General features: G+C 63.9%; 26 protein-coding genes. 7 read left to right on the top strand and 19 right to left on the bottom strand.

Annotation, left to right across the window (positions count from 1 at the left end; genetic code table 11):
• Positions 1-122: 122 nt before the first annotated feature.
• Positions 123-437 carry a quaternary ammonium compound efflux SMR transporter SugE gene (gene sugE / locus ACE10W_RS17545; RefSeq protein ID WP_028171053.1) on the top strand — a complete coding sequence of 105 codons (315 nt, stop codon included), beginning with the start codon at positions 123-125 and terminating at the stop codon, positions 435-437.
• Here the strand turns inward: sugE and ACE10W_RS17540 are convergent.
• From ACE10W_RS17540 to ACE10W_RS17510, 7 genes are all read right to left on the bottom strand, one after another.
• The gene (locus ACE10W_RS17540) at positions 430-1437 is read right to left on the bottom strand and encodes an inorganic phosphate transporter (protein ID WP_011086819.1); all 1008 of its coding nucleotides are present in this window, start codon (positions 1435-1437) and stop codon (positions 430-432) included. The genes sugE and ACE10W_RS17540 overlap by 8 nt on opposite strands.
• 99 nt (positions 1438-1536) lie before the next feature.
• Positions 1537-2181, bottom strand: a complete 645-nt coding sequence (locus tag ACE10W_RS17535) for a DUF47 domain-containing protein (protein ID WP_011086818.1) — start codon at positions 2179-2181, stop codon at positions 1537-1539.
• Positions 2182-2337: 156 nt separating this feature from the next.
• Positions 2338-3306: a branched-chain amino acid ABC transporter permease gene (locus ACE10W_RS17530; RefSeq protein WP_011086817.1), complete on the bottom strand. Its 969-nt coding sequence runs from the start codon at positions 3304-3306 to the stop codon at positions 2338-2340.
• A 1-nt stretch (position 3307) separates the two neighbouring features.
• Entirely contained in the window at positions 3308-4177 is an 870-nt protein-coding gene (locus tag ACE10W_RS17525; protein WP_011086816.1) for a branched-chain amino acid ABC transporter permease, read from the bottom strand.
• 74 nt (positions 4178-4251) lie between these two features.
• Positions 4252-5475, bottom strand: coding sequence for an ABC transporter substrate-binding protein (locus tag ACE10W_RS17520; protein WP_011086815.1), 1224 nt, complete (start codon positions 5473-5475; stop codon positions 4252-4254).
• Positions 5476-5565: 90 nt separating this feature from the next.
• A complete protein-coding gene (locus ACE10W_RS17515) occupies positions 5566-6312 on the bottom strand; it encodes an ABC transporter ATP-binding protein (RefSeq protein WP_011086814.1) in 747 nt (248 codons plus the stop codon).
• Positions 6305-7060, bottom strand: a complete 756-nt coding sequence (locus ACE10W_RS17510) for an ABC transporter ATP-binding protein (protein WP_011086813.1) — start codon at positions 7058-7060, stop codon at positions 6305-6307. The genes ACE10W_RS17515 and ACE10W_RS17510 overlap by 8 nt, the downstream gene beginning before the upstream one ends.
• Positions 7061-7370: 310 nt before the next feature.
• Here ACE10W_RS17510 and ACE10W_RS17505 point away from each other — a divergent pair, with 310 nt between their 5' ends.
• Entirely contained in the window at positions 7371-8051 is a 681-nt protein-coding gene (locus ACE10W_RS17505) for a hypothetical protein (RefSeq protein ID WP_271556815.1), read from the top strand.
• 24 nt (positions 8052-8075) lie between these two features.
• Here ACE10W_RS17505 and ACE10W_RS17500 read toward each other — a convergent pair whose 3' ends face one another.
• Positions 8076-8429, bottom strand: a complete 354-nt coding sequence (locus ACE10W_RS17500; RefSeq protein WP_375762646.1) for an ArsC family reductase — start codon at positions 8427-8429, stop codon at positions 8076-8078.
• 107 nt (positions 8430-8536) lie between these two features.
• Between ACE10W_RS17500 and ACE10W_RS17495 the strand changes: the two genes are divergently transcribed.
• The 3 genes from ACE10W_RS17495 (at position 8537) to ACE10W_RS17485 (ending at position 10544) form a co-directional block, all read left to right on the top strand.
• A complete protein-coding gene (locus tag ACE10W_RS17495; protein WP_011086810.1) occupies positions 8537-8908 on the top strand; it encodes a tRNA-binding protein in 372 nt (123 codons plus the stop codon).
• Positions 8909-9125: 217 nt separating this feature from the next.
• Positions 9126-9758 (top strand): TetR/AcrR family transcriptional regulator, encoded by a 633-nt coding sequence (locus tag ACE10W_RS17490; protein WP_028171048.1) that lies wholly within the window; start codon positions 9126-9128, stop codon positions 9756-9758.
• A 3-nt stretch (positions 9759-9761) separates the two neighbouring features.
• Entirely contained in the window at positions 9762-10544 is a 783-nt protein-coding gene (locus ACE10W_RS17485) for a sulfite exporter TauE/SafE family protein (RefSeq protein ID WP_271556734.1), read from the top strand.
• Positions 10545-10546: 2 nt separating this feature from the next.
• On the opposite strand, the gene ACE10W_RS17480 is transcribed toward ACE10W_RS17485, so the two are convergent.
• From ACE10W_RS17480 to ACE10W_RS17430, 11 genes are all read right to left on the bottom strand, one after another.
• Positions 10547-11251 (bottom strand): glutathione S-transferase family protein, encoded by a 705-nt coding sequence (locus tag ACE10W_RS17480; RefSeq protein WP_271556732.1) that lies wholly within the window; start codon positions 11249-11251, stop codon positions 10547-10549.
• Positions 11252-11356: 105 nt separating this feature from the next.
• Positions 11357-11500, bottom strand: a complete 144-nt coding sequence (locus tag ACE10W_RS17475; protein WP_165448151.1) for a hypothetical protein — start codon at positions 11498-11500, stop codon at positions 11357-11359.
• 117 nt (positions 11501-11617) lie between these two features.
• Positions 11618-12283, bottom strand: coding sequence for a DUF429 domain-containing protein (locus ACE10W_RS17470; RefSeq protein WP_271556729.1), 666 nt, complete (start codon positions 12281-12283; stop codon positions 11618-11620).
• 27 nt (positions 12284-12310) lie between these two features.
• Complete coding sequence (locus ACE10W_RS17465) at positions 12311-12658, bottom strand: carboxymuconolactone decarboxylase family protein (RefSeq protein ID WP_271556727.1); 348 nt, start codon at positions 12656-12658, stop codon at positions 12311-12313.
• Positions 12659-12661: 3 nt separating this feature from the next.
• Positions 12662-13183, bottom strand: coding sequence for an RNA polymerase sigma factor (locus ACE10W_RS17460; protein WP_271556725.1), 522 nt, complete (start codon positions 13181-13183; stop codon positions 12662-12664).
• The gene (locus ACE10W_RS17455; protein WP_271556723.1) at positions 13180-13389 is read right to left on the bottom strand and encodes a DUF2892 domain-containing protein; all 210 of its coding nucleotides are present in this window, start codon (positions 13387-13389) and stop codon (positions 13180-13182) included. Before ACE10W_RS17455 ends, ACE10W_RS17460 begins: the two co-directional genes overlap by 4 nt.
• A gap of 97 nt (positions 13390-13486) precedes the next feature.
• A complete protein-coding gene (locus ACE10W_RS17450) occupies positions 13487-14671 on the bottom strand; it encodes a serine hydrolase (RefSeq protein ID WP_271556721.1) in 1185 nt (394 codons plus the stop codon).
• A 74-nt stretch (positions 14672-14745) separates the two neighbouring features.
• Positions 14746-15438 carry a GNAT family N-acetyltransferase gene (locus ACE10W_RS17445; RefSeq protein WP_271556719.1) on the bottom strand — a complete coding sequence of 231 codons (693 nt, stop codon included), beginning with the start codon at positions 15436-15438 and terminating at the stop codon, positions 14746-14748.
• A gap of 4 nt (positions 15439-15442) precedes the next feature.
• Positions 15443-15790, bottom strand: a complete 348-nt coding sequence (locus tag ACE10W_RS17440; RefSeq protein ID WP_028171039.1) for a Lin0512 family protein — start codon at positions 15788-15790, stop codon at positions 15443-15445.
• A gap of 208 nt (positions 15791-15998) precedes the next feature.
• Positions 15999-17663: an acetolactate synthase large subunit gene (locus tag ACE10W_RS17435; protein WP_271556715.1), complete on the bottom strand. Its 1665-nt coding sequence runs from the start codon at positions 17661-17663 to the stop codon at positions 15999-16001.
• Between the two features lie 996 nt (positions 17664-18659).
• On the bottom strand, positions 18660-19553 hold the full coding sequence (locus tag ACE10W_RS17430) for a LysR family transcriptional regulator (protein WP_028171037.1): 894 nt from the start codon (positions 19551-19553) through the stop codon (positions 18660-18662).
• Between the two features lie 104 nt (positions 19554-19657).
• Here ACE10W_RS17430 and ACE10W_RS17425 point away from each other — a divergent pair, with 104 nt between their 5' ends.
• A complete protein-coding gene (locus ACE10W_RS17425; RefSeq protein ID WP_038967644.1) occupies positions 19658-20398 on the top strand; it encodes an SDR family oxidoreductase in 741 nt (246 codons plus the stop codon).
• Positions 20399-20434: 36 nt separating this feature from the next.
• Positions 20435-20668 carry a 4-oxalocrotonate tautomerase family protein gene (locus tag ACE10W_RS17420; protein ID WP_011086795.1) on the top strand — a complete coding sequence of 78 codons (234 nt, stop codon included), beginning with the start codon at positions 20435-20437 and terminating at the stop codon, positions 20666-20668.
• The last annotated feature ends 68 nt before the right edge of the window (positions 20669-20736 follow it).

The following is a 20736-nucleotide window of genomic DNA, read 5'->3' as shown; positions in this document are numbered from 1 at the left end:
AGCCTGATTTGGTAATTGCGGAGCCCTTCGGCCAGCCCCATATCGCCGTTTGGGAGGGACGGCCCTCCTATCCACCAGCATATCAGCCGCGGGGACGACCCTGCCTTGAATGGAGGGTCGTCATGGCCTGGAGCATCCTGTTCGTCGCCGGTCTTCTCGAGATCACCTGGGCGATCGGCCTGAAATACACCGAGGGTTTCACCAGGCTTGTTCCCTCCGTCATCACGCTCGCGGCGATGGCGGGCAGCGTCATCCTGCTTGGGCTCGCGCTCAAATCGCTGCCCGTCGGGACCGCCTATGCGGTGTGGACCGGCATCGGCGCGGTCGGCACGGCGACGCTCGGGATCATCCTGTTCGGCGAGCCGGCGACCGCGCTTCGCCTGGCCAGCATCGGACTGATCGTTGCCGGTATCATCGGGCTGAAGCTCGTTACTTGACGAAAATCCTGACCGCCCACCAGGTCAGCGCGGCGACGATCGCCGAGGCCGGCATCGTGATCACCCAGGCATAGACGATCGAGCTGGCGACGTTCCAGCGCACCGCCGAGAGGCGGCGGGCGGCGCCGACGCCGACGATGGCGCCGGTGATGGTGTGGGTGGTCGAGACGGGAACCCCGAGGAAGGTCGCCATGAACAGGGTCGCGGCGCCGCCGGTTTCGGCGCAAAAGCCCTGCATCGGCGTCAGTTTCGTGATGCGCAGGCCCATGGTGCGGACGATGCGCCAGCCGCCCATCAGCGTGCCCATCGCCATCGCGGCCTGGCAGGACAGCACGACCCAGAACGGCACCGAGAATTCGCTGCCGAGATGGCCCTGTGAATAGAGCAGCACGGCGATGATGCCCATGGTCTTCTGCGCGTCATTGCCGCCATGGCCGAGCGAATAGAGCGAGGCGGAGGCGAATTGCAGGATGCGGAAGGCGCGATCCACGGCGAAGGGCGTCGATCGCACCGAGGCCCAGGAGACGATCGCAACCAGCAGCATCGCCAGCAGGAAGCCGACCAGCGGAGACAGCACGATGGCGATCACCGTCTTGGACAATCCGCTCCAGACCGCCGCCGAAATCCCGGCTTTGGCCACGCCGGCACCGAACAACCCGCCGATCAGCGCATGCGACGACGAAGACGGGATGCCGAGCGCCCAGGTCACGAGGTTCCAGACGATGGCGCCGACCAGCGCCGCGAAGATCACGTGGGCATCGACGATTGAGGGATCGATAATGCCGGTGCCTATGGTCTGGGCGACGTGCAGCCCGAACACCATGAAGGCGACGAAATTGAAGAAAGCGGCCCAGAACACCGCGAATTGCGGCCGCAGCACGCGGGTCGAGACGATGGTCGCGATCGAATTGGCAGCGTCATGCAGGCCGTTCAAGAAGTCGAACAGCAGCGCGACGGCGATCAGTCCGACCAGGACGGGAAGACCCAACGCAGCATCCACGGCGAGGCCCCTGCCTTAAAGTTTTCGCATGATCTCCGCGCAAACGCGTTCCGCGTTTGTCGCGAAGGAAAACCGCTGCACATTTTTCCGGATCATGCGCTACACTTGCTCGATGACGATGCTGTTGATCTCGTTTGCGACGTCATCGAAGCGATCGGCGACCTTTTCGAGATGGTCGTAGATCTCGACACCGACGATGAAATCCATCGCGTTGCCGTCGCGGTGCTTGAGGAACAGCTCCTTCATCCCGATGTCGTGGAGATCGTCGACCCGGCCCTCGAGCTTGGTCAGCTCTTCCGTGATGGCGGTCAGCATGGCCACGTTCTTGCCGATCTGCTGCATCAGGGGCAGCGCACGGCCGACCAGATTGGCGCATTCGATCAGAAGCCCGCCGATCTCGCGCATCGGCGGCTCGAAGGCGCGGACCTCGAACAGCATCACGGCCTTGGCGGTCTGCTGCATCTGGTCGATGGCATCGTCCATCGAGGTGATGAGGTTCTTGATGTCGCCGCGGTCGAACGGCGTGATGAAGGTGCGGCGCACCGCCGTCAGCACCTCACGGGTGATGTTGTCGGCATCGTTCTCGAACTGGTTGACGCGCTGGCAATAGACCGGCGTCTCCTCGCCCCCGTTGAGCATGCCCTGGAGCGCGATCGAGCCCTGGATCACGGTCTGGGCATGTCGGTCGAACAGGTCGAAGAACCGTTCTTCCTTGGGCAGGAAAGCGCGAAACCATCGCATCATGGGGATAGACTACCGGTTGGAAATGGCCCGGCCCGGAAGGGCCGTCACGAAACTGTCATAGACCATTTTCGGTCCGCGCGCGTGCCACCTCACGCCCGCGGTGCCGGATCATCCACCACTTTCACGAAGCGGGTAAATTGACCTTAAATCAATTACTTAGAGCGAACGCCGGAAGTAATGCGCGATTTCACCGACGACGCCGCGGCGGAAGGTGAGCACGCAGATCACGAAGATCGAGCCCTGGATCACCGTCACCCATTGGCCGAAGCTCGCCAGATATTGCTGCATGGCGATGATCACGAAGGCGCCGACCACGGGTCCGAAGATGGTCCCGAGACCCCCGACCAGCGTCATCAGCACGACTTCGCCCGACATCGACCAGTGTACGTCGGTGAGCGAGGCATTTTGCGCCACGAACACCTTCAGCGATCCGGCGAAGCCGGCCAGCGTGCCCGACAGGACGAAGGCCAGGAACTTGTACTGGTCGGTCCGGTAGCCGAGCGAGATCGCGCGCTGCTCGTTCTCGCGGATCGACTTCAACACCTCGCCGAACGGCGAGTTGATGATGCGGAAGATCAACAGGAAGCCGGCGAGGAAGCCGACCAGCACGACGTAGTACAGGACCGTCGGCTTGGAGAGATCGAGGACGCCGAACATGTGCCCCTGCGGAATGCCCTGAATGCCGTCTTCGCCATGGGTGAACGGCGCCTGGAGGTAGATGAAGTACAGGAGCTGCGACAGCGCCAGCGTGATCATCGAGAAATAGATGCCCTGGCGGCGGATCGAGATGTAGCCGGTCACGATCGAGAGCACGAAAGCACCGGCGACGCCGACGAGGATGCCGAGCTCCGGCGGCAACGCCCACACCTTCAGCGCATGCGCGCTGCAATAGCCGGCTGTGCCTAAGAACATCGCGTGGCCGAACGACAGCAGGCCGCCATAGCCGATCAGAAGGTTGAAGGCGCAGGCGAGGAGCGCGAAGCACAGCGCCTGCATCACGAAGAACGGATAGACCCCCGTGAACGGCACCGACGCCAGCAGCAGCGCCATCACCGCAAACACGATCATCTCGTCACGCATCGCGCGCGGGGTCGCCCGCAGCGTATCGTCCGTCAAGGCTGTCATATCAGGCCGCCCTTCCCGTCAATCCCGATGGCTTCACCAAGAGCACCAGCACCATCAGCACGAACACGACGGTGTTGGAGGCCTCGGGGTAGAAATACTTGGTCAGGCCCTCGATCACGCCGAGAGCGAAACCGGTGATGATCGAGCCCATGATCGATCCCATGCCGCCGATCACCACCACGGCAAACACGACGATGATGAGGTCGGCGCCCATCAGCGGCCGCACCTGGTTGATCGGCGCCGAGAGCACGCCGGCGAGCGCGGCAAGGCCGACGCCGAGACCGTAGGTCAGCGTGATCATGCGCGGCACGTTTATGCCGAAGGCGCGGACCAGCGTCGGGTTTTCGGTCGCGGCGCGGAGGTAAGCGCCGAGCCGCGTCTTCTCGATCAGGTACCAGGTCGCCAGACACACGATAAGCGAGAACACGACGACCCAGCCGCGATAGACCGGAAGGAACATGAAGCCGAGATTCATGCCGCCCTTGAGCTGGTCAGGAATGGCATAAGGCAGGCCCGACGATCCAAAATAGTTCTGGAACACGCCCTGCACGATCAGCGCAATGCCGAAGGTCAGCAGCAGGCCGTAGAGATGGTCAAGCCCGGTCAGCCATTGCAGCATGGTCCGTTCCAGGATCATGCCGAAGATGCCGACGACGATCGGAGCGACGATCAATGCCGGCCAGTAGCCGATACTGAGATAATCATTGTTCAGCAGGAAATAGGCGACGAAGGCGCCCATCATGTAGAGCGCGCCGTGGGCGAAATTGATGATGTTGAGCATGCCGAAGATCACGGCAAGCCCGAGACTGAGCAGCGCGTAGAACGAGCCGTTGATCAGTCCCACCAGTAGCTGAGCGTAAAGTGCCTGCATCGATCCCGCACCCGGTCCCTTCGGCGTTCCCCTGAAAGTCGCCCGCAGGCCTCAAAGGCCTGCGGGCCGTTATCCTACTTCTTCAACAGCGCGCACTTGCTCTCGGACAGCGGCGTGAAGGCCTGATCGCCCGGCACCGTGCCGACCAGCTTGTAGAAGTCCCACGGGCCCTTGGACTCCGAGGGCTTCTTGACCTCGAACAGATAGGCGCTGTGGATGGTGCGGCCGTTCGGCTGGATCTCGCCCTTGCCGAACAGATCGTCCTCCGTCGGCATCGACTTCATCTTCTCGACGACCTTGACGCCGTCGTGAGGATTGCCGCCGAGTGCGTCCAGCGCCTTGAGATAGTGGCGCACGCCGGCATAGACGCCGGCCTGCACCATGGTCGGCGGCGCGTTGTTCTTCATTTTCGAGGCGAAGCGCTTCGAGAACGCCCGGGTCTGGTCGTTCATGTCCCAGTAGAACGTCTCGGTGAAGTTGAGGCCCTGCGCGGTCTCCAGACCGATCGCCTTGACGTCGGTGAGGAACAGCAGGAGCGCGGCGAGCTTCTGGCCGCCCTTGACGATGCCGAACTCGGCCGCCTGCTTGATGGCGTTGGTGGTGTCGCCGCCGGCATTGGCAAGGCCGATGATCTTGGCCTTGGAGGCCTGCGCCTGGAGCAGGAAGGACGAGAAGTCCGGCGTGTTCAGCGGATGCTTCACGCCGCCGACCACCTTGCCGCCATTGGCGGTGACAACGGCCGTAGTATCGCGCTCGAGCGCCGCACCGAAGGCGTAGTCCGCGGTCAGGAAGAACCAGCTGTCGCCACCCGCCTTCACCAGCGCCTGGCCCGTGGTGTGGGCCAGCATGTAGGTGTCGTAGGTCCAGTGCACGGTGTTGGGTGAGCACTGCGCGTTGGTGAGGTCGGAGGTCGCCGCACCAGAGTTGATGTAGACGCCGTTCTTTTCCTTGATGACGTTGTTGACGGCGAGCGCCACACCGGAATTCGGCACGTCCACGATGACATCGATCTTGTCGACGTCGAACCACTGCCGCGCGATCGCGGTGCCGATGTCGGGCTTGTTCTGGTGATCGCCGGAGACGATGTCGATCTTCCAGCCCTTGGCGGTAAGGCCGGAATCTTCAACGGCCATCTGCGCTGCGAGCGTCGAGCCGGGGCCGCCGAGATCGGCATAGAGTCCTGACTGATCGGACAGCGCGCCGATCTTGACGGTCTTGTCCTGCGCGGACGCGACGCCGGCTGCGGCGAAGGTGAGCGCGGTGGTCAGCAGCAATGATGCAATCGACCTGGTCTTCATGCAACTTTCCTTTTTGAATTTTCTCGTTGGCAGTTCTTCTGTTTAAGCATGATCTTTTCGGAAAATCGCTTCACACCTTCCGGATCATGCCTAGACGCCGAGATAAGTGTGGAGCTTGTCCATGTTGGCGGCAAGCTCCGCATTGGAAAATCCGTCAATGATCTTGCCGTGCTCGACCACGTAGTAGCGGTCGGCAACGGTGGATGCGAACCGGAAGTTCTGCTCGACCAGGAGGATCGTAAAGCCCTCCTTCTTGAGCCGCGCAATGGTGTGGCCGATCTGCTGGATGATGACTGGCGCCAACCCTTCGGTCGGCTCGTCCAGCATCAGGAAGCTCGCACCGGTGCGCAGGATGCGCGCGATCGCCAGCATCTGCTGCTCGCCGCCGGACAACTTCGTGCCCTGGCTGTTGAGCCGCTCCTTCAGGTTCGGAAACAGGTCGAAGATCTGCTCGAGCGGCAGTCCGCCTTCGCGGACCACTGGCGGCAACAACAAATTCTCCCGCACGTCGAGGCTGGAGAATATCCCCCGCTCTTCCGGGCAGAACGCGATGCCCATGCGCGCGATCTTATCGGAGGTCGTGCGGATGATCTCCTGGGTGTTGAACTTCACCGAGCCGGTACGCTTGCCGATGATGCCCATGATCGACTTCAGCGTGGTCGTCTTGCCGGCGCCGTTTCGTCCGAGCAGGGTGACAACCTCGCCCGCGTTCACGTCGAAATTGATCCCATGCAGGATGTGGGACTCGCCATACCAGGCCTCGAGGTTGCGGACCTGGAGGATGTTTCCGCCGCTCGCAGCCTTTGCCGGAGCCTCGGCGATCGCAGTGTCAGGCATGACCGGCTCCCAGATAGGCTTCCTTGACGCGTTCGTCCTTGGTGAGCTCGCTGTAATGGCCCTGCGCGAGAACCTGCCCGCGCGTCAGCACGGTGATGATGTCGGAGAGATTCGCCACGACACTCAGATTATGCTCGACCATCAGGATGGTGTATTTCGCGGAGATGCGCTTGATCAGCGCCGCGATCTTGTCGATGTCCTCGTGGCCCATGCCGGCCATCGGCTCGTCCAGCAGCATCATCTCGGGGTCGAGCGCGAGCGTGGTTGCAATCTCGAGTGCGCGCTTGCGCCCGTAGGGCATTTCGACCGCAGGCGTATTGGCAAACTCGCTGAGGCCGACATCGTTCAACAGGTCGCGTGCGCGATCGTTGAAACGGTTGAGCACGGACTTGGAGCGCCAGAAATCGAAGGAACTGCCGTGCTGGCGCTGAAGCGCGACGCGAACGTTTTCCAATGCGGTCATATGCGGAAACACCGCCGAGATCTGGAACGATCGCACCAGTCCCATGCGGGCCACGTCGGCCGGCGCCATCGCGGTGATGTCCTGTCCCTTGTACAGGATCTTCCCGGCGGACGGCCTGAGGAACTTGGTCAAAAGATTGAAGCACGTCGTCTTGCCGGCGCCGTTCGGGCCGATCAACGCGTGAATGCTCCCACGGCGGACCTTGAGCGCAACGTCGCGGACAGCGAAGAAGCCCGCGAACTCCTTGGTCAAGCCTTCCGTTTCGAGAATGAACTCATCGGCCAAACAGATTTCCCCCTGCCCGCGCGACCCGCGTGGCTGTCCTTGTTGCTTCGGCTTTCAGGAGGCCTTGGAGCCTTCCCGGAACGCCGCCTCCGGGCGCGGAATATGCCGGAGGTGACGGGGGTTAGGCAAGGCGGAAAGCTGAGCAGATCAGGTCTCCGGCTGGGATACAAATGCTCCCTTAGTCGGAGATGTTTTGATGTCACGCCTGCCCGGCCTTCCGGTTCGCGAAAGCACCGGTCGTCAAGCCGTCGTTAACGGTCTTTCGTCCCGCGCGCCAGCCTTCATAGAAAATTTTCCCGCGGCATGGATGATGCGCGGGTTTCGATCTGCCGGGAATATTGTTTTGGATTTCGCAAGCGCCGCTCCCTCCGCCGTCAAGTCGATCAGGCAGCGTGATCTCCTGAACACGTGGCTGCGACTCTATGCGCGCCAGCAGATCGCGCCGGCGATCTGGGAGTACCAGCCCGCGCGGCTCGAGGAAGAGCTGTCCGATCTCATCTATTATACCGTTGACGCCTCAACTCCGGTGCCGCGCCTCGTCATCCAGAGCGAAGGCACGCGGATCTCGCGCGCCTATGGACACACCGGCAAAGGCGTGCCGCTGGATGAATATATCGGGCCGCGGCTCGTGCCCTCCGTGATGCCCATCTATTACGAATGCGTCGCGCGCGGGCTTCCGGTCTACAGCGTTGCCGACGTCGACGACATCTATGGGCGCATCGTCGCCTACGAACGCCTGCTGTTGCCGTTCCTCACCGACGGCAAGGTCTGTCACATCATCGCCTCGCTCAAGACCTTCTGCGAGGACGGCGGCTTCGAGATCAAGAATCTGATGCGCGGAAATGACGCGCCGCCGCGACCGAAGCTGCGCGCCGTGATCGATCGCGACCTCTTTCATCGCGCCCCCGGCCGTATCGCGGCCGCCGACGTCGTCGAGTTCGCGGACCAGTCCGGTCCCGCCGACGCCACCGAGATCATCGAGCTGAACTAGCCTTCAGCGCGATTTGGCGCCGACTTACTTCGCCCTGACTTCGTTGGCGTAGATGTCCGGCTTGAAGCCGACCAGCAGCTTGCCGCCGACTTCCAGCACCGGACGCTTGATCATCGATGGTTGCGCTAGCATCAACGCCAGTGCCTTATTCTCGGTAAGACCCTCCCTGTCGGCCTCGGGCAGCTTCTTGAAGGTCGTGCCGGCACGATTGAGCAGAATCTCCCAGCCGAGCTTGTCGCTCCACTGCTTGAGCTTGTCCTTCTCGACGCCCGCCGTCTTGTAGTCGTGAAACTCATAGGCAACGCCATGGCTGTCGAGCCAGGCGCGCGCCTTCTTCATGGTGTCGCAGTTCTTGATGCCGTAGATGATGTTGGGCAAGACGTTCCTCTCGCATGCGTGATGCTTCGGCTGCGGCGTTGTACGAAACTCCGGTTCGCGCGACAATATTGCGAGCGAAGCTTACGAACTCTGTCAACGGACTCATCATGCACGTCACCCACGATCCCGCCGCGGCCCCGTCGCCGACCATCGACTTCAACAGCTTCCTCGCGGTCGATATTCGCGTCGGCACCATCGTCGATGCCAAGCCGTTCCCGGAGGCGCGCAAGCCGGCCTGGCGGCTGTGGATCGACTTCGGCCCGGCGATCGGCGTGCGCAAGAGCTCGGCGCAGATCACCGAGAACCATCCGCTCGAGACGCTGGTGGGGCAACAGGTCGCGGCCGTCGTCAATTTTCCCCCGCGCCAGATCGGGCCGGTCGTATCGGAAGTGCTGACGCTCGGATTTCCCGATGCCGACGGCAAGGTCGTGCTGGTGCAGCCGGGCAAGCCGGTGCCGAACGGCGGACGGCTGTTCTAGCGGCACACGGTCGCGAGCCGAGCCGTTGCGTCTGTCGGCGGCTCGCCAGCCGTTTACGTCTCCTGTTCCCCGGCTCGGAGCCATCGAGACTTGACCAAAACCCGTCGTTGATTTAAAAATGACTGACTGATCGTTTTTTATTATACTCGCCAATAATCAAGCTGCCCTCGATGAATCGCTAAAACGATCGATCAGTCAGTTATTTGCGGAGGCTCCGATGCCGAAGATCAGCGACAAGCAGCGTGAAGGCCGGCGACGGCAGATCCTCGAGGCCGCCCTCGCCTGCTTCGCCGAGAATGGCTTTCACCAGACCGGCATGGCCGACATCGTGAAGCGGTCGGGGCTGAGCCATGGCGCGGTCTATCTCTACTTCCAGAGCAAGGACGACCTGATCGAGGCGCTCGCCGACGACCGGCACCGCCGCGAAGCCGTGCTCAACTCGGTCGCGCAGGGATCGGGCGATCCGATCGAAGGACTTCACGCGCTGGTCCGCGTCTACGCGCAATGGCTCACCGATCCCGCCGGCGAAGCGCGGCGGCGCGTCGGCATCCATGGCTGGGCCGAGGCGCTGCGTAACCGCCGCGTCCGCACCAGCGTCGTCGAAGGCATCGAGATGCCGCGCGCCCTGATCGTGGCGCTGGTCGAGCGCGCCCAGCACGACGGCCTCATCAGGCGCGACCTCGGCGCCGACGCCATCGCGCGCGTGTTGATCGCTATCTTCCAGGGCTTTGTGCTGCAAAAATGCTGGGGCGAGGACTTTGACGTCGATGCCTGCATGGCGGCTGTCGATGGCGTGATCGACGGCTTCCGCACGACGAAGCCGGACGTCAAGCGACGAACCCGGGCTTGAGCGATGTCCTGGATCTACGAACTGCTCGCAGGCATCGGCGTCGGCCTCGTCGGCGGCGCGACATCGGGCTTCATGGGCACGAGCCCGGGCGGCGGTCTCGTGATCTTCTCCGTTCTGCTGCTCGGCGCGGAGCAGCACGTCGCCCAGGGCACCTCGCTGATCACGCAGGTCCCGCCGACCGGTTTCGCCGGAGTGCGCCGCTACTGGCAGAGCGGCAATCGCAGTCCGCTGCAATGGATCGTCTGGATCGGCATCGGATTTCTCGTCGGTGGCGCGGGCGGCGGCTATGCCGCGGCCGGCGTGTCCGACGCAGTGCTGCAATGGACCTACGTCGTCTACCTCGCTCTGCTGATCGCAGCCCTGCTGCTGCGCCGCGACCGCAAGGACGGAGCTGGCGAGGCCGGCGATCCCGCCGAACTACCCTGGCTCCCGCTGTTCCTCATCGGCGCGCTGGCCGGCTTTTCCTCCGGCTTCATGGGGATCGGCGGCGGCCTGGCGATCACCGTCGGCCTTGCCGCGGGCCTGCGCGTGCCGCAGCACCAGGCGCAACTCGTCAGCCTCGTCTTCTCGGTGATCCCGACCAACATTCCAGCGGCGTGGATCTACTGGAGCAAGGGGCTCATGGTCGGCTGGCCGGCCGTCATCGGCATTGTCGCCGGCCTCTGGGTCGGCACCGATCTCGGCGCACGCATGGCCAATGGGGTCAGCAAATCGGTGCTGCGCCGGGTCATGATCGCCCTCGTCTCGCTGATGGCGCTCTACATGACCTACAAGGCGCTGAGCTAGTTTCACGGCCGCTTCGGAATATTGAGCCCACGTTGCACCGCCGGACGCGCGAGTCCCCGTTCGAGCCATGCGGCAACCGATTTGAACTGGGTGAATTCGACGAGATCACCGGCGCCGTAGAAGCCGATGAGGTTGCGCACCCAGCCAAGCATCGAGATGTCGGCGATGGTGTAGTCGTCATCCATGAACCATTGCCGGCCGGCCAGATGCGTCTCCATCACGCCGAGCAGGCGCCTGGACTCGCCCACGTAGCGTTCGAGCGGCCGCTTGTCCTCGAAATCCTTGCCGGCGAATTTGTGGAAGAAACCGACCTGGCCGAACATAGGCCCGATCCCGCCCATCTGGAAATGCACCCACTGGATGGCCTGGTAGCGGCGCGCGGCATCCTGCGGCAGCAGCTTGCCGGTCTTCTCCGCGAGATATTGCAGAATCGCCCCGGACTCGAACAGCGGCAGCGGCCGGCCGCCGGGACCGTTGGGATCGAGGATCGCCGGGATCTTGCCGTTCGGATTGAGCGACAGAAACTCGGGCGTCTTCTGGTCGTCCTTGCCGAAATCGACAAGATGGACCTCGTAGGGAAGCCCGATCTCCTCCAGCATGATCGACACCTTGACGCCGTTCGGCGTCGGCAGCGAATAGAGCTGAAGCAGCTCCGGATGCCTTGCCGGCCAGCGTTTGGTGATGGGAAAGGCGGAGAGATCGTACATCGGGACCCCGGCATCGTTCGTGAGATTGTCGCCTAATCTAGGCGAGCGGACGAACGGCACAAGGCCGATGCAGAGGTCACACGATCTTTTCGCACCGAAGCCGGATCACAGCGGCCGCAGCAAGTGACTTGTCGCATACACGATGTCGCGCTGCGCACGTTGCTCGATGAAGCGCTGCCCGGTGACGAGCAGGGCTCCGGTGAAAACGAGCGCGAGCAGCGCGGTCGCGAATTGACTGGTATCATTCATCGCACGAGCATCTCTGTAATCTCTTCGCACGGGGAACGCGGGCCGACCATCGACAGTTCCTATATCTGTCAAATAAATTGCCGCTTTATCCCGAGCGCGCCTTGGCGGCCGGTCGCCTCAATAGTTGATCTCCATTCGCAATCCGCGCGGATCGATCTCGCCATCACCGACCGACTGCGTGCTGTCGCGCGCCGCGACCGCGCAGGCGCAGGCGTCGATGAGATCATCACGGCCGATGCCGGTGCCGTGACGCTGCGTCAGCCATTTCCGCAAGCGTGTGAAGCCGCGTTGCTCCAGTAGCGCGATGCGTTGTTCGCGGCCCTGCGCCGATGTCTTGCTCTCGAGCCGTAGGCGCCCGGCGAGATTCCAGAAGATCAATTCCGGATGCGCTTCGCCGATCGCGGCTTGCCGTGCCGGCGTCATGATCTCGTCGACCTCCCTGATCTTGTCCCTGATGTTCCAGAGCTGCGCCGACACGCCCCTGCCCTCGCCCTCGTGCTTCCAGTAGTGCCGATTGGCTGCCGCCATGTCGGGAAATCTCCAGAGGTCGCGGCGCGCGCCGAGAAACACGGCGGGGCCGACCAGCTCGCGCGCACGCAGGTCGCACGTTCGATAGCCGCTCGTATTCAATCCGATCGGCATGTCGATCATCGCGCGCGCATGCGGCATCGCGAGCAATTGCGTCAGCCCCGGCGAATAGTCGAAGGCGTGATCGCCGCGCTCGTCGATCCAGGCTGCGACCCAACCGTAGCGAAATCCGTCGAGGCCGAGATAATTATTCACGCGTACGACCGAGCCTCCGATGCGCGTTCATGCCGTGGTTTCACCTCGATGTCGCTCGAACAGGCGCTGCGCCAACAGCGCATGGCCGAGCGTGCCGCCGGCGCGGACCGCAGCGGCGATCAACGCAGCTTCCGCGACCTCCTCGCGCGTCGCACCGGCTTTCGCCGCCTGCGCCGTATGCACGTCGAGGCAATAGGCGCATTGCGTGGTGAGCGCGACCGCGAGCGAAATCAGCTCGCGATACTTCGGCGGGATCAAGCCGTCCTTGCGCTCGACGGCATGATTGAAGGCGAGGAAGGCGTTGGCCTCGACCGGCGCGAGCGCGACGAAGGCCGGGACGGATTTCAGGTCATCGGGGTTTTGATAATCGGTCATGTCTCATCTCGTCAGATATTCGCGCATCAATGCGCGGGCGCGATGCAGGCGTGCCTTGACGGTCTGCCTGGACGCGCCGAGTGCGACGGCGATTTCGTCGATGGTCATCTCCTTGACGTCGCGCATCAGCGCGACGTCGCGATAGTGCAGCGGCAGCGCCTCGAAGGCCGCGGCCACGTCGAGCCGCAGATCGGCCTCGGGCCGCGACAGCAGTGCGGCCTCCGCGTCACTCGCATCGATGGCCGGCATAAGGCCGGCCTTGCGCGCGAGCCGCAGGCATTCGCGCCGAACCACGCTGAACAGCCAGGCGGACAGCGCCAGCAGCGAGCGGATGGTGCCGACATGGCGGAACAGGATCCACAGCGCCTCCTGCGTCGCATCCTCGGCATCCGCCGAGCTGCGGCAGGTGGCGCGCGCGTAGCGGTGGATATCGGGCTGCGCCGTCGCGAGCAGCGCCGCGATCGCCTCGGGATCGCCAAGCCGCGCCGCCTCGAACAGGTTGGGCGAGATCGCAGCCGCACTCACGACACGCCTCCTCGTCCGATTCCGGCCATCGCGCACATCGGGCAGTAGCCGACGAGGCCGGTCAGCGCGAAGCCTGCGCCGCCGAGCGCGACCAGCCACGCCGCAAACCCGGACAGATACGCGAACGCGGCAATCCCGACCGCAATTCCGAGCGCCACCCGCACCGCCTGATGCACGCCACCGATGTTCTTCCTGTAAAATCCCATCACATCCTCCGACACGCGCCGAGGCGGAATGCCTCGAGGACAAGGAGGACGCGACGGGCGAAAAGGATTCGCGGAGGCCTGCAATTTTTTTTCGCGGTCAGCCTCCGACCGCCTGGTAGGCCAGGCGCTTGAACTCGAAGAAGAACGGATTCCAGAAGCCCATGTAGCGCTGGGCCATCAGGACACCGGCGGTATTCGCCTGCGGGCAGATCCACCAATGGGTGCCGGCAAGGCCGCCCCACTGGAATTCGCCGGTGGAATTCGCCGGATCGAACGGCGTCGGCGCGAAGGTGACGGCGCCGCCGAGACCAAAACCCTTGCCGGGCATCGGCCCGAGATTGGCAAAGCGGATGGTCTGGCCTGCGGGCAGCTGGTTCGTCATCATCTGCCGCAGCGTCTCCGGCTTCAGCAGTGCATCTGACCCGGGCACCAAGGCGCGCACCAGCGCAAGCATGTCCGGCAGGGTCGAGACCAGACCGCCGCCGCCCGAGAGCCGCGGGAACGGACGGCGATAGGCCTGCGGGTAAGGCAGATTGTCGGCCCGCGTCAGGCCGGGCTTCATCGGATCGAGCACGTCGGCGCCGGTGTAGAGCGCGACCAGCCTGCCCTGCTGCGCTTCGGGCACGTAGAAGCCGGTATCGGTCATGCCGAGGGAATCGAAAATGCGCGCCTTGAGGAAGGCATCGAGGGATTTTCCGGAGACGACCTCGACGACGCGGCCGAGCACGTCGGTCGCCACCGAATATTCCCAGCCCGTTCCGGGATGATAGGACAGCGGCAGATCGGCAAGCTTGTCGATCATGTCGGTCAGCGGCGTCAACGGATTAAGCACGCCCGCCTCGTTATAGCCTTTGAACAGCACCGTGCCGGGGTCGAAGATGCCGTAGCTGAGGCCGGAGGTGTGGGTCAGGAGCTGGCGGATCGTGATCGAGCCCTTCGCCGGCTCAACATCGGCAAGGCTCAAAGCGCCCTGCTTCAGCACCTTGCGATTGCCGAGCTGCGGCAAGAATTTTTCGACGACATCGTCAAGCCCGATGCGGCCCTCTTCCACCAGAAGCATGATCGCGCACGTGACGAAGATCTTGGTATTCGAAAACGCGCGGAAAATGTGGTCGGTCCGGAGCGCGGTTTTCGCTTCGCGGTCGGCAAGCCCGACGCATTGCTGGTCAACGACCTCCCGGCCGCGCAGCACCGCCCAGGACACGCCGGGAATGATCTCCTGATCGACGTAGCGCTGCATCGCCGTCCGTACGGCGGAAAAATCGGTTGTCCTGGCGTCCATGTGTTTCCCCCAATTGTGGTTGGGACGGATATAGCGTGAATTCGAAGGAAATGAAGGGCGGTCCTTGAGGGAGCCTATCCCTCCTTCATGAACGCAGTGACGTACAGGCGCCGCCGAATTCGCATGCCCTGTCGCTGGTACAGCGCGATCGCGGACGCGTTGCCGGAAAACACGTGCAGGAACGGAATCTCGCCGCGCGCCTCGATCCGGCGCGCGACCGCCGCGAGCAGCGCCTGCGCATAGCCGCGCCCGCGATAGTCCGGATGGACGCAGACGGCTGTCATTTCGACGAACCTTCCCGGCTTCATCCGCTCGCCGGTCATCGCGACCAGTTCGCCGCCGACGCGGATGCCGAGGAATGTGCCGAGCTCATGTGTACGCAGTGCGAATGGACCGGGCTTCGTCAGATCCGTCAGCGCCATCATGGCGGGAACGTCGGCGGCGCTTAATTTGACGATCTCGGCGTCGCGCAGCGAACTGTCAGCGGGCGAGCCGATCATCTGCTCGCCGGTCTCGGCCAGCACCACCTTGAAACCGGCGGGCATTTCGACCGGCTCCGGCGTGAACAGCGCGGCAACCTGCGAGCCCGACAGGAGATCACGGAGCGCGGCAAAACTTGTCGCGGACATGTCGGCCATGTCGGCAAACGGCGTCATGTCCACGGGATAGCGCAGCGCTCGCGGGCCGCCCTCCGCCAGATGCTTCTGGCTCGTTGTCAGCGCGCTCCAGATCGGGCGATCCAGCAGCGCCTCATCGCTGTCGGACACCGGCCTACTCCTTGTCGAAGCTGACGATGACGGCGGCATTGGCGATGAGGATGGGGTCGTTGGCCACCTCCGTGGCCGAGGGAATCTCAAGCCCGCCCTTGACCGCAGTCACGGTCACGGTGCCGTAGGGCAGCTCCTTCGCAACGGCTTCCTTGTCCACCGCCTCGGGGTTGGGCACTCCGATCGTGACATCGACGAACATGTCGTTCGCGGTCTTACCGATCATCCGGAAGAAACCGAGGCTCGAATGCCGGATGGCATCGGACACCGCCCGCTTCGCCGCCTTGGTGGCGTCCCTGCCGTGAACGTCGACGCCCATGCCCATCTCGGTGATACAGCGAACGCGAGTCATTTCATATTCCTGTGGCTGGTTGGGTGATTGAGAGTGTCGGGGATCAGTGGCTGCGGCACAAGTGAGGTTGTCATGTTAGCAGGAGGTCTTTGCCGAGACCTCCGTCATTGCGAGCGCAGCGAAGCAATCCAGAGTCTCTCCGCGGAGGCAGCCTGGATTGCTTCGCTGCGCTCGCAATGACGATGTCGAAATGGCTTCGCCCCATCAATCACGCCTTCGACTTCTCGTGAGCCCGCAGCTCATCCACGAGCACCCGCACGTTCTCCGAATAGTCGATCGGGATCGAGACCAGGTGCACGCCGCCTTCCCTGAACGCGGCATCCAGCGTCGGGCCGAAGCTGTCGATGCTCGCGATGCGATGCCCCTTGGCTCCGTATGCCTTCGCGTAGAGGACGAAATCGGGATTGCCAAAGGTCATGCCGAAATCGGCGAAATGATCGACTGCCTGCTTCCAGCGAATCATGCCGTAGGCGTTGTCCTCCAGCACCAGCACGACCAGGTTGAGCTTGAGGCGGACCGCGGTTTCCATCTCCTGGCTGTTCATCATGAAGCCGCCGTCGCCGGCGACTGCGAGCACGCGGCGGTCGGGATAGAGCATCGCCGCCATCATCGCCGACGGCAGGCCTGCGCCCATCGTCGCCAGCGCGTTGTCCAGCAGCAGCGTGTTGGCGACGCGGGTGCGGTAGTTGCGCGCGAACCAGATCTTGTACATGCCGTTGTCGAGCGCGACGATGCCGTTCTCCGGGATCACCTGGCGAATGTCGTGCACCATCCGCTGTGGCGTCGGTGGCCAGCGCGCCTCGGTGGCGCGGTCGGCGATATGCCTGAGGATCTCCTCACGGAGCGGCAGCAGCGCCGCGGCTTGCGGCAGCTTGCCTTCGAGCCGGTCGGCGAGCAGCTCCAGACTCGGGCCGACGTCGCCGACAACCTCGGCATCCGGGAAATAGACCTGCTCGACGCTCGCCGACGTGTAGCTGACGTGAATCACCTTCGGGCCCGACGGCCCCATGATAAAGGGCGGCTTCTCGATCGGGTCGTGACCGATCGCCACGATCAGATCGGCGGCATCGATCGCGTCGTGGACATAGTCCCGCTCCGACAGCGCCGCGGTGCCCATATAGAGATTGGTGCCGCCCGGCACGGTGCCCTTCCCCATCTGCGTGGTGAAAAAGGGAATGCCGGTTCGCCGCACGAAGCTCGCGATGCCGTGGGTCGATCGTGGCCGGCTGGTCGCAGCGCCCATCATCACCAGTGGATGCTTTGCGGCGAGAATCATCTCGGCCGCACGATCGAGCGCGGCGCGGTGGGCGACCGGAATTTCGATCGGATGGATCGGAATCACGGGAGTGGCCGGCACTTCGTCGCCCGCGATGTCCTCCGGCAGTTCGAGATGCACCGGCCCCGGCCGCTCCTCCATCGCCACGCGAAAGGCATCGCGCACCACGGTCGGGATGCTGGAGGCGCTGATGATCTGCCGCGACAGCTTTGTCAGCGGCTTCATGGTCGCGACCACGTCCACGATCTGGAAACGCGCCTGCCGGCTGCTCATGATCGGCTTCTGGCCGGTGATCAGGATCATCGGCATCGCGCCGAGATGCGCATAGGCCGCACCCGTGGACAGATTGAGTGCCCCGGGGCCGAGCGTCGAGAGACAGACGCCGGGCTTCCCGGTGAGCCGGCCATGGGTGGCAGCCATGAAGGCGGCCGCCTGCTCGTGGCGGGTCAGGATCAGCTCGATCTTGGAGGTGCGGAGCGATTCCACGAGATCGAGGTTTTCTTCGCCGGGAACGCCGAAGATGCGATCGACGCCTTCATTCTCCAGCGCCGCTACAAACAGGTCCGATCCCTTCACCTTGCGTTCCTGCCCGCTCATGTCGCCTCCCGGTCACAATGTCGGCCCCTGTGTTCGACGGGAACCTCAAGTGTATCGTAACCGCGTGGCGCTCCGGCACAACTCACAAAGCGGCGCAGTTGGCCAACGATGTAGAGAGTGACTGTTCCGTCATCCTGAGGTGCGAGGCTTGCGGTGCGAATGCATCGCAAGCCGAGCCTCGAAGGATGAACGGCCGGGATGCAGCCGGGCCGTCGCCCTTCGAGGCTCGCCCTGCGATACATCGCAGGACGAGCACCTCAGGGTGACGGTGATAAATTGGTGCTCGCGACCAGTCGGATTTCCCAATCGCAGACACATCTTCGCATCCTCGCGGCTTGCTTCGCCCGAGCTTTGCTTCATCGCGACACCCTCCGATGTCAGAGGGCGCAGGGAAGGCCGGGTGCCGGCTGGCACCCACGGTCCACTGTGCGAAGGTTGCGCTACAGGAAGCTGCACAGCGGCATACAGGTGAAGCCCAACACACGGCCTTCCCTGCGCAGTGGTTTGACGGCTTATGCCGCGTTCTCCCCGGGGAGCGATGCACTATTGCCCCCGTCGCCTTGCGGATCGCTGATGCGCGTGCCCGGTCGGGCCGCCACATCACCGCAAGACTTGGCGCACAGACCCCGGGCGCCAGGACGACACGGTTTTGCCGTACGCAAATCACACCGGTCGTGTGCGCGATGGGTTTCGCTCACGGTTGCCCGCCCTGCGAAGCTCTTCGCGCCGATGTGACTGGCGTCCACCGCAGCTCACCCCGCATGTCGTGACGATCGCGATACGCCCCTCTGACCGGGATGAGGTGGCGGGAGAATGCGTCAAATCAGAAATTCGGTAAAGCGAAATATTTTCGCGAAGATCGATTGACCCGCTGAATGGGTGTTTTGCCCGACGGGCACCACAAGGATTTGTAGCCCGGATGAGCAAAGCGATATCCGGGATCCGTGCGGGCGGCGGTCCCGGGTATCGCTTCGCTCACCCGGGCTACGAGTCACATCAAAGCTTCGCCTCGGCAAAAATGCCCGATATCCAGTCGAGGAAGACGCGCAGGCGCAGCGCGGGCTGGCGGTTTTGCAGGTACAGCGCGGAAAGCGGCGTCGGCGACGGCGGATAGTCGGCGAGCACCTCGACCAGCGCGCCGCTGGCGAGATCATCGGCGAAGCGATAGCGGGGAGCCTGGGCGAGGCCGAAGCCGAGCCGTGCGAGATCGGCCATGGTGTCGGAATTGTTGACGCGAACCCGGCTCGGCAGCACGACGTGATGCAGCGCGCCGGGAACCGAAAATTCCAGCGGCAGCACATCGCCGGTGCGCGAGGAGACGAAGGCGACCATCTGATGGCCGTCGAGCGTATCCGGTGCCATAGGCACGCCGTGGCTGGCGAGATAGGCCGGGCTCGCCACCGTGATCTCCGCGATCGTGCCGAGGCGGCGCAGGATCATCCCGCTGTCCTCCGGCTCGCCCGACCGGATTACGCAATCGATGCCTTCGCGCACGAGATCAACCAGGCGGTCGCCCTGCCCGATCTGCAAGTCGAGCTGCGGATAGCGCGCCAGGAATGCCGGCAGGTGCGGCAGGATGAAGGTGCGGGTCAGCAAGGGATGGGCGTCGATGCGGAGCAGGCCGCGCGGCCGCGCATCGCGCATCGCGGTTTCCGCTTCCTCGACCTCGGCCAGAATGGCGACGCAGCGGCGGTAATAGTCCTCGCCGTCGAGCGTCGGCGTGACATGCCGCGTCGTGCGGTCGAGCAGGCGCGCGCCCAAGCGCGACTCCAGGCCGCGCAAGACCTCGCTCGCCGTCGAGCGGGGAATGCCGAGATCGGCGGCCGCAGCCGTAAAACTCTGCCGCTCGACGAGGCGAACGAACAGACGCATGGCGTCAAATCGGTCCATGGCCGATTGTTCACCACAGCCGACAAGTGATGGCAAGTCTGAGGCGATTATCCGGCCACGGCGATCAGCTAAATCTCCGGCTGAAGACAACGAGGAGACCTGCCATGACCCACCAACATCAGCGCGCCGCCATCGTGACCGGCGGCTCCCGCGGCATCGGCGCAGCGATCGCCCGCCGGCTGGCGCAGGGCGGGATTGCGGTCGCGATCAACTATGCGAGCGGCCGCGCGGCTGCCGATGCGCTCGTCGCCGAGATCGAGGCCGCCGGCGGGCGCGCCATCGCCGTGCAGGCCGACCTCGCCGATTCGGCAACCCCTTCGCGGCTGTTCGATGCGGCCGAGCGCGCCTTCGGCGGCGTCGACATCCTCGTCAACAATGCCGGCATCATCGAGCTCGGGCCGCTCGCCGAGGTGACCGATGAAGCGTTCGCGCGGCAAACGTCGATCAATCTCGGAAGCGTGTTCCGGTCCTTGCGCGAGGCGGCGCGGCGGCTTCGCGACGGCGGCCGCATCGTCAGCTTCTCCTCCAGCGTGGTCGGTCTCTACCAGCCCGGCTACGGCGTCTACGCCGCGACCAAGGCCGCGGTCGAAACCATGACGCACATCCTCGCCAAGGAGCTCGGCAGCCGGCGCATCACCGTCAACGCGGTGGCGCCCGGGCCGGTCGAGACCCGGCTGTTCCTCGAAGGCAAGAGCGAGCAGCAGGTGCGCGCCATTGCCGCCATGAACCCGTTCGGCCGCCTCGGCCAGCCCGACGACATCGCAGGAATCGTCGCCTTCCTCACCGGTCGCGATGGCGGCTGGATCAACGGCCAGGTCATCCGCGCCAATGGCGGCGTGGTCTGACGCACGGCACGATCGCATCACACGGAGAGACCCATCATGCCTTTCGCCAACATCAAGATTCCGCAAGCCGCGCTGTCTCGCACCCAGAAGGCGGAGATCGTGCATCGCCTCACCGCGCTGTTCGTCGACTATTTCGGCGAAGCGGCGCGGCCGCACACGATGGTGCTGATCGAGGAAGTCCCCGACGGCGGCTACGGCCGCGCCGACGAGGTGTTCGTCGTTCCCGACGCCTGGCGCGCCCGCGACGCCGTCACGCCAGCTTCAGGCTGAGCTCGGTGCCGCCCTTGGTTCGTTTCACCAGCAAAATCAGTAGGCCCGCTTGACATTCCTCTGACATG

The sequence above is a fragment of the Bradyrhizobium sp. B025 genome (assembly GCF_042257955.1).
Classification (GTDB): domain Bacteria; phylum Pseudomonadota; class Alphaproteobacteria; order Rhizobiales; family Xanthobacteraceae; genus Bradyrhizobium; species Bradyrhizobium diazoefficiens.
The sequence above is the reverse complement of the archived record's forward strand: the minus strand, read 5'-3'. Positions and strand labels throughout refer to the sequence as shown.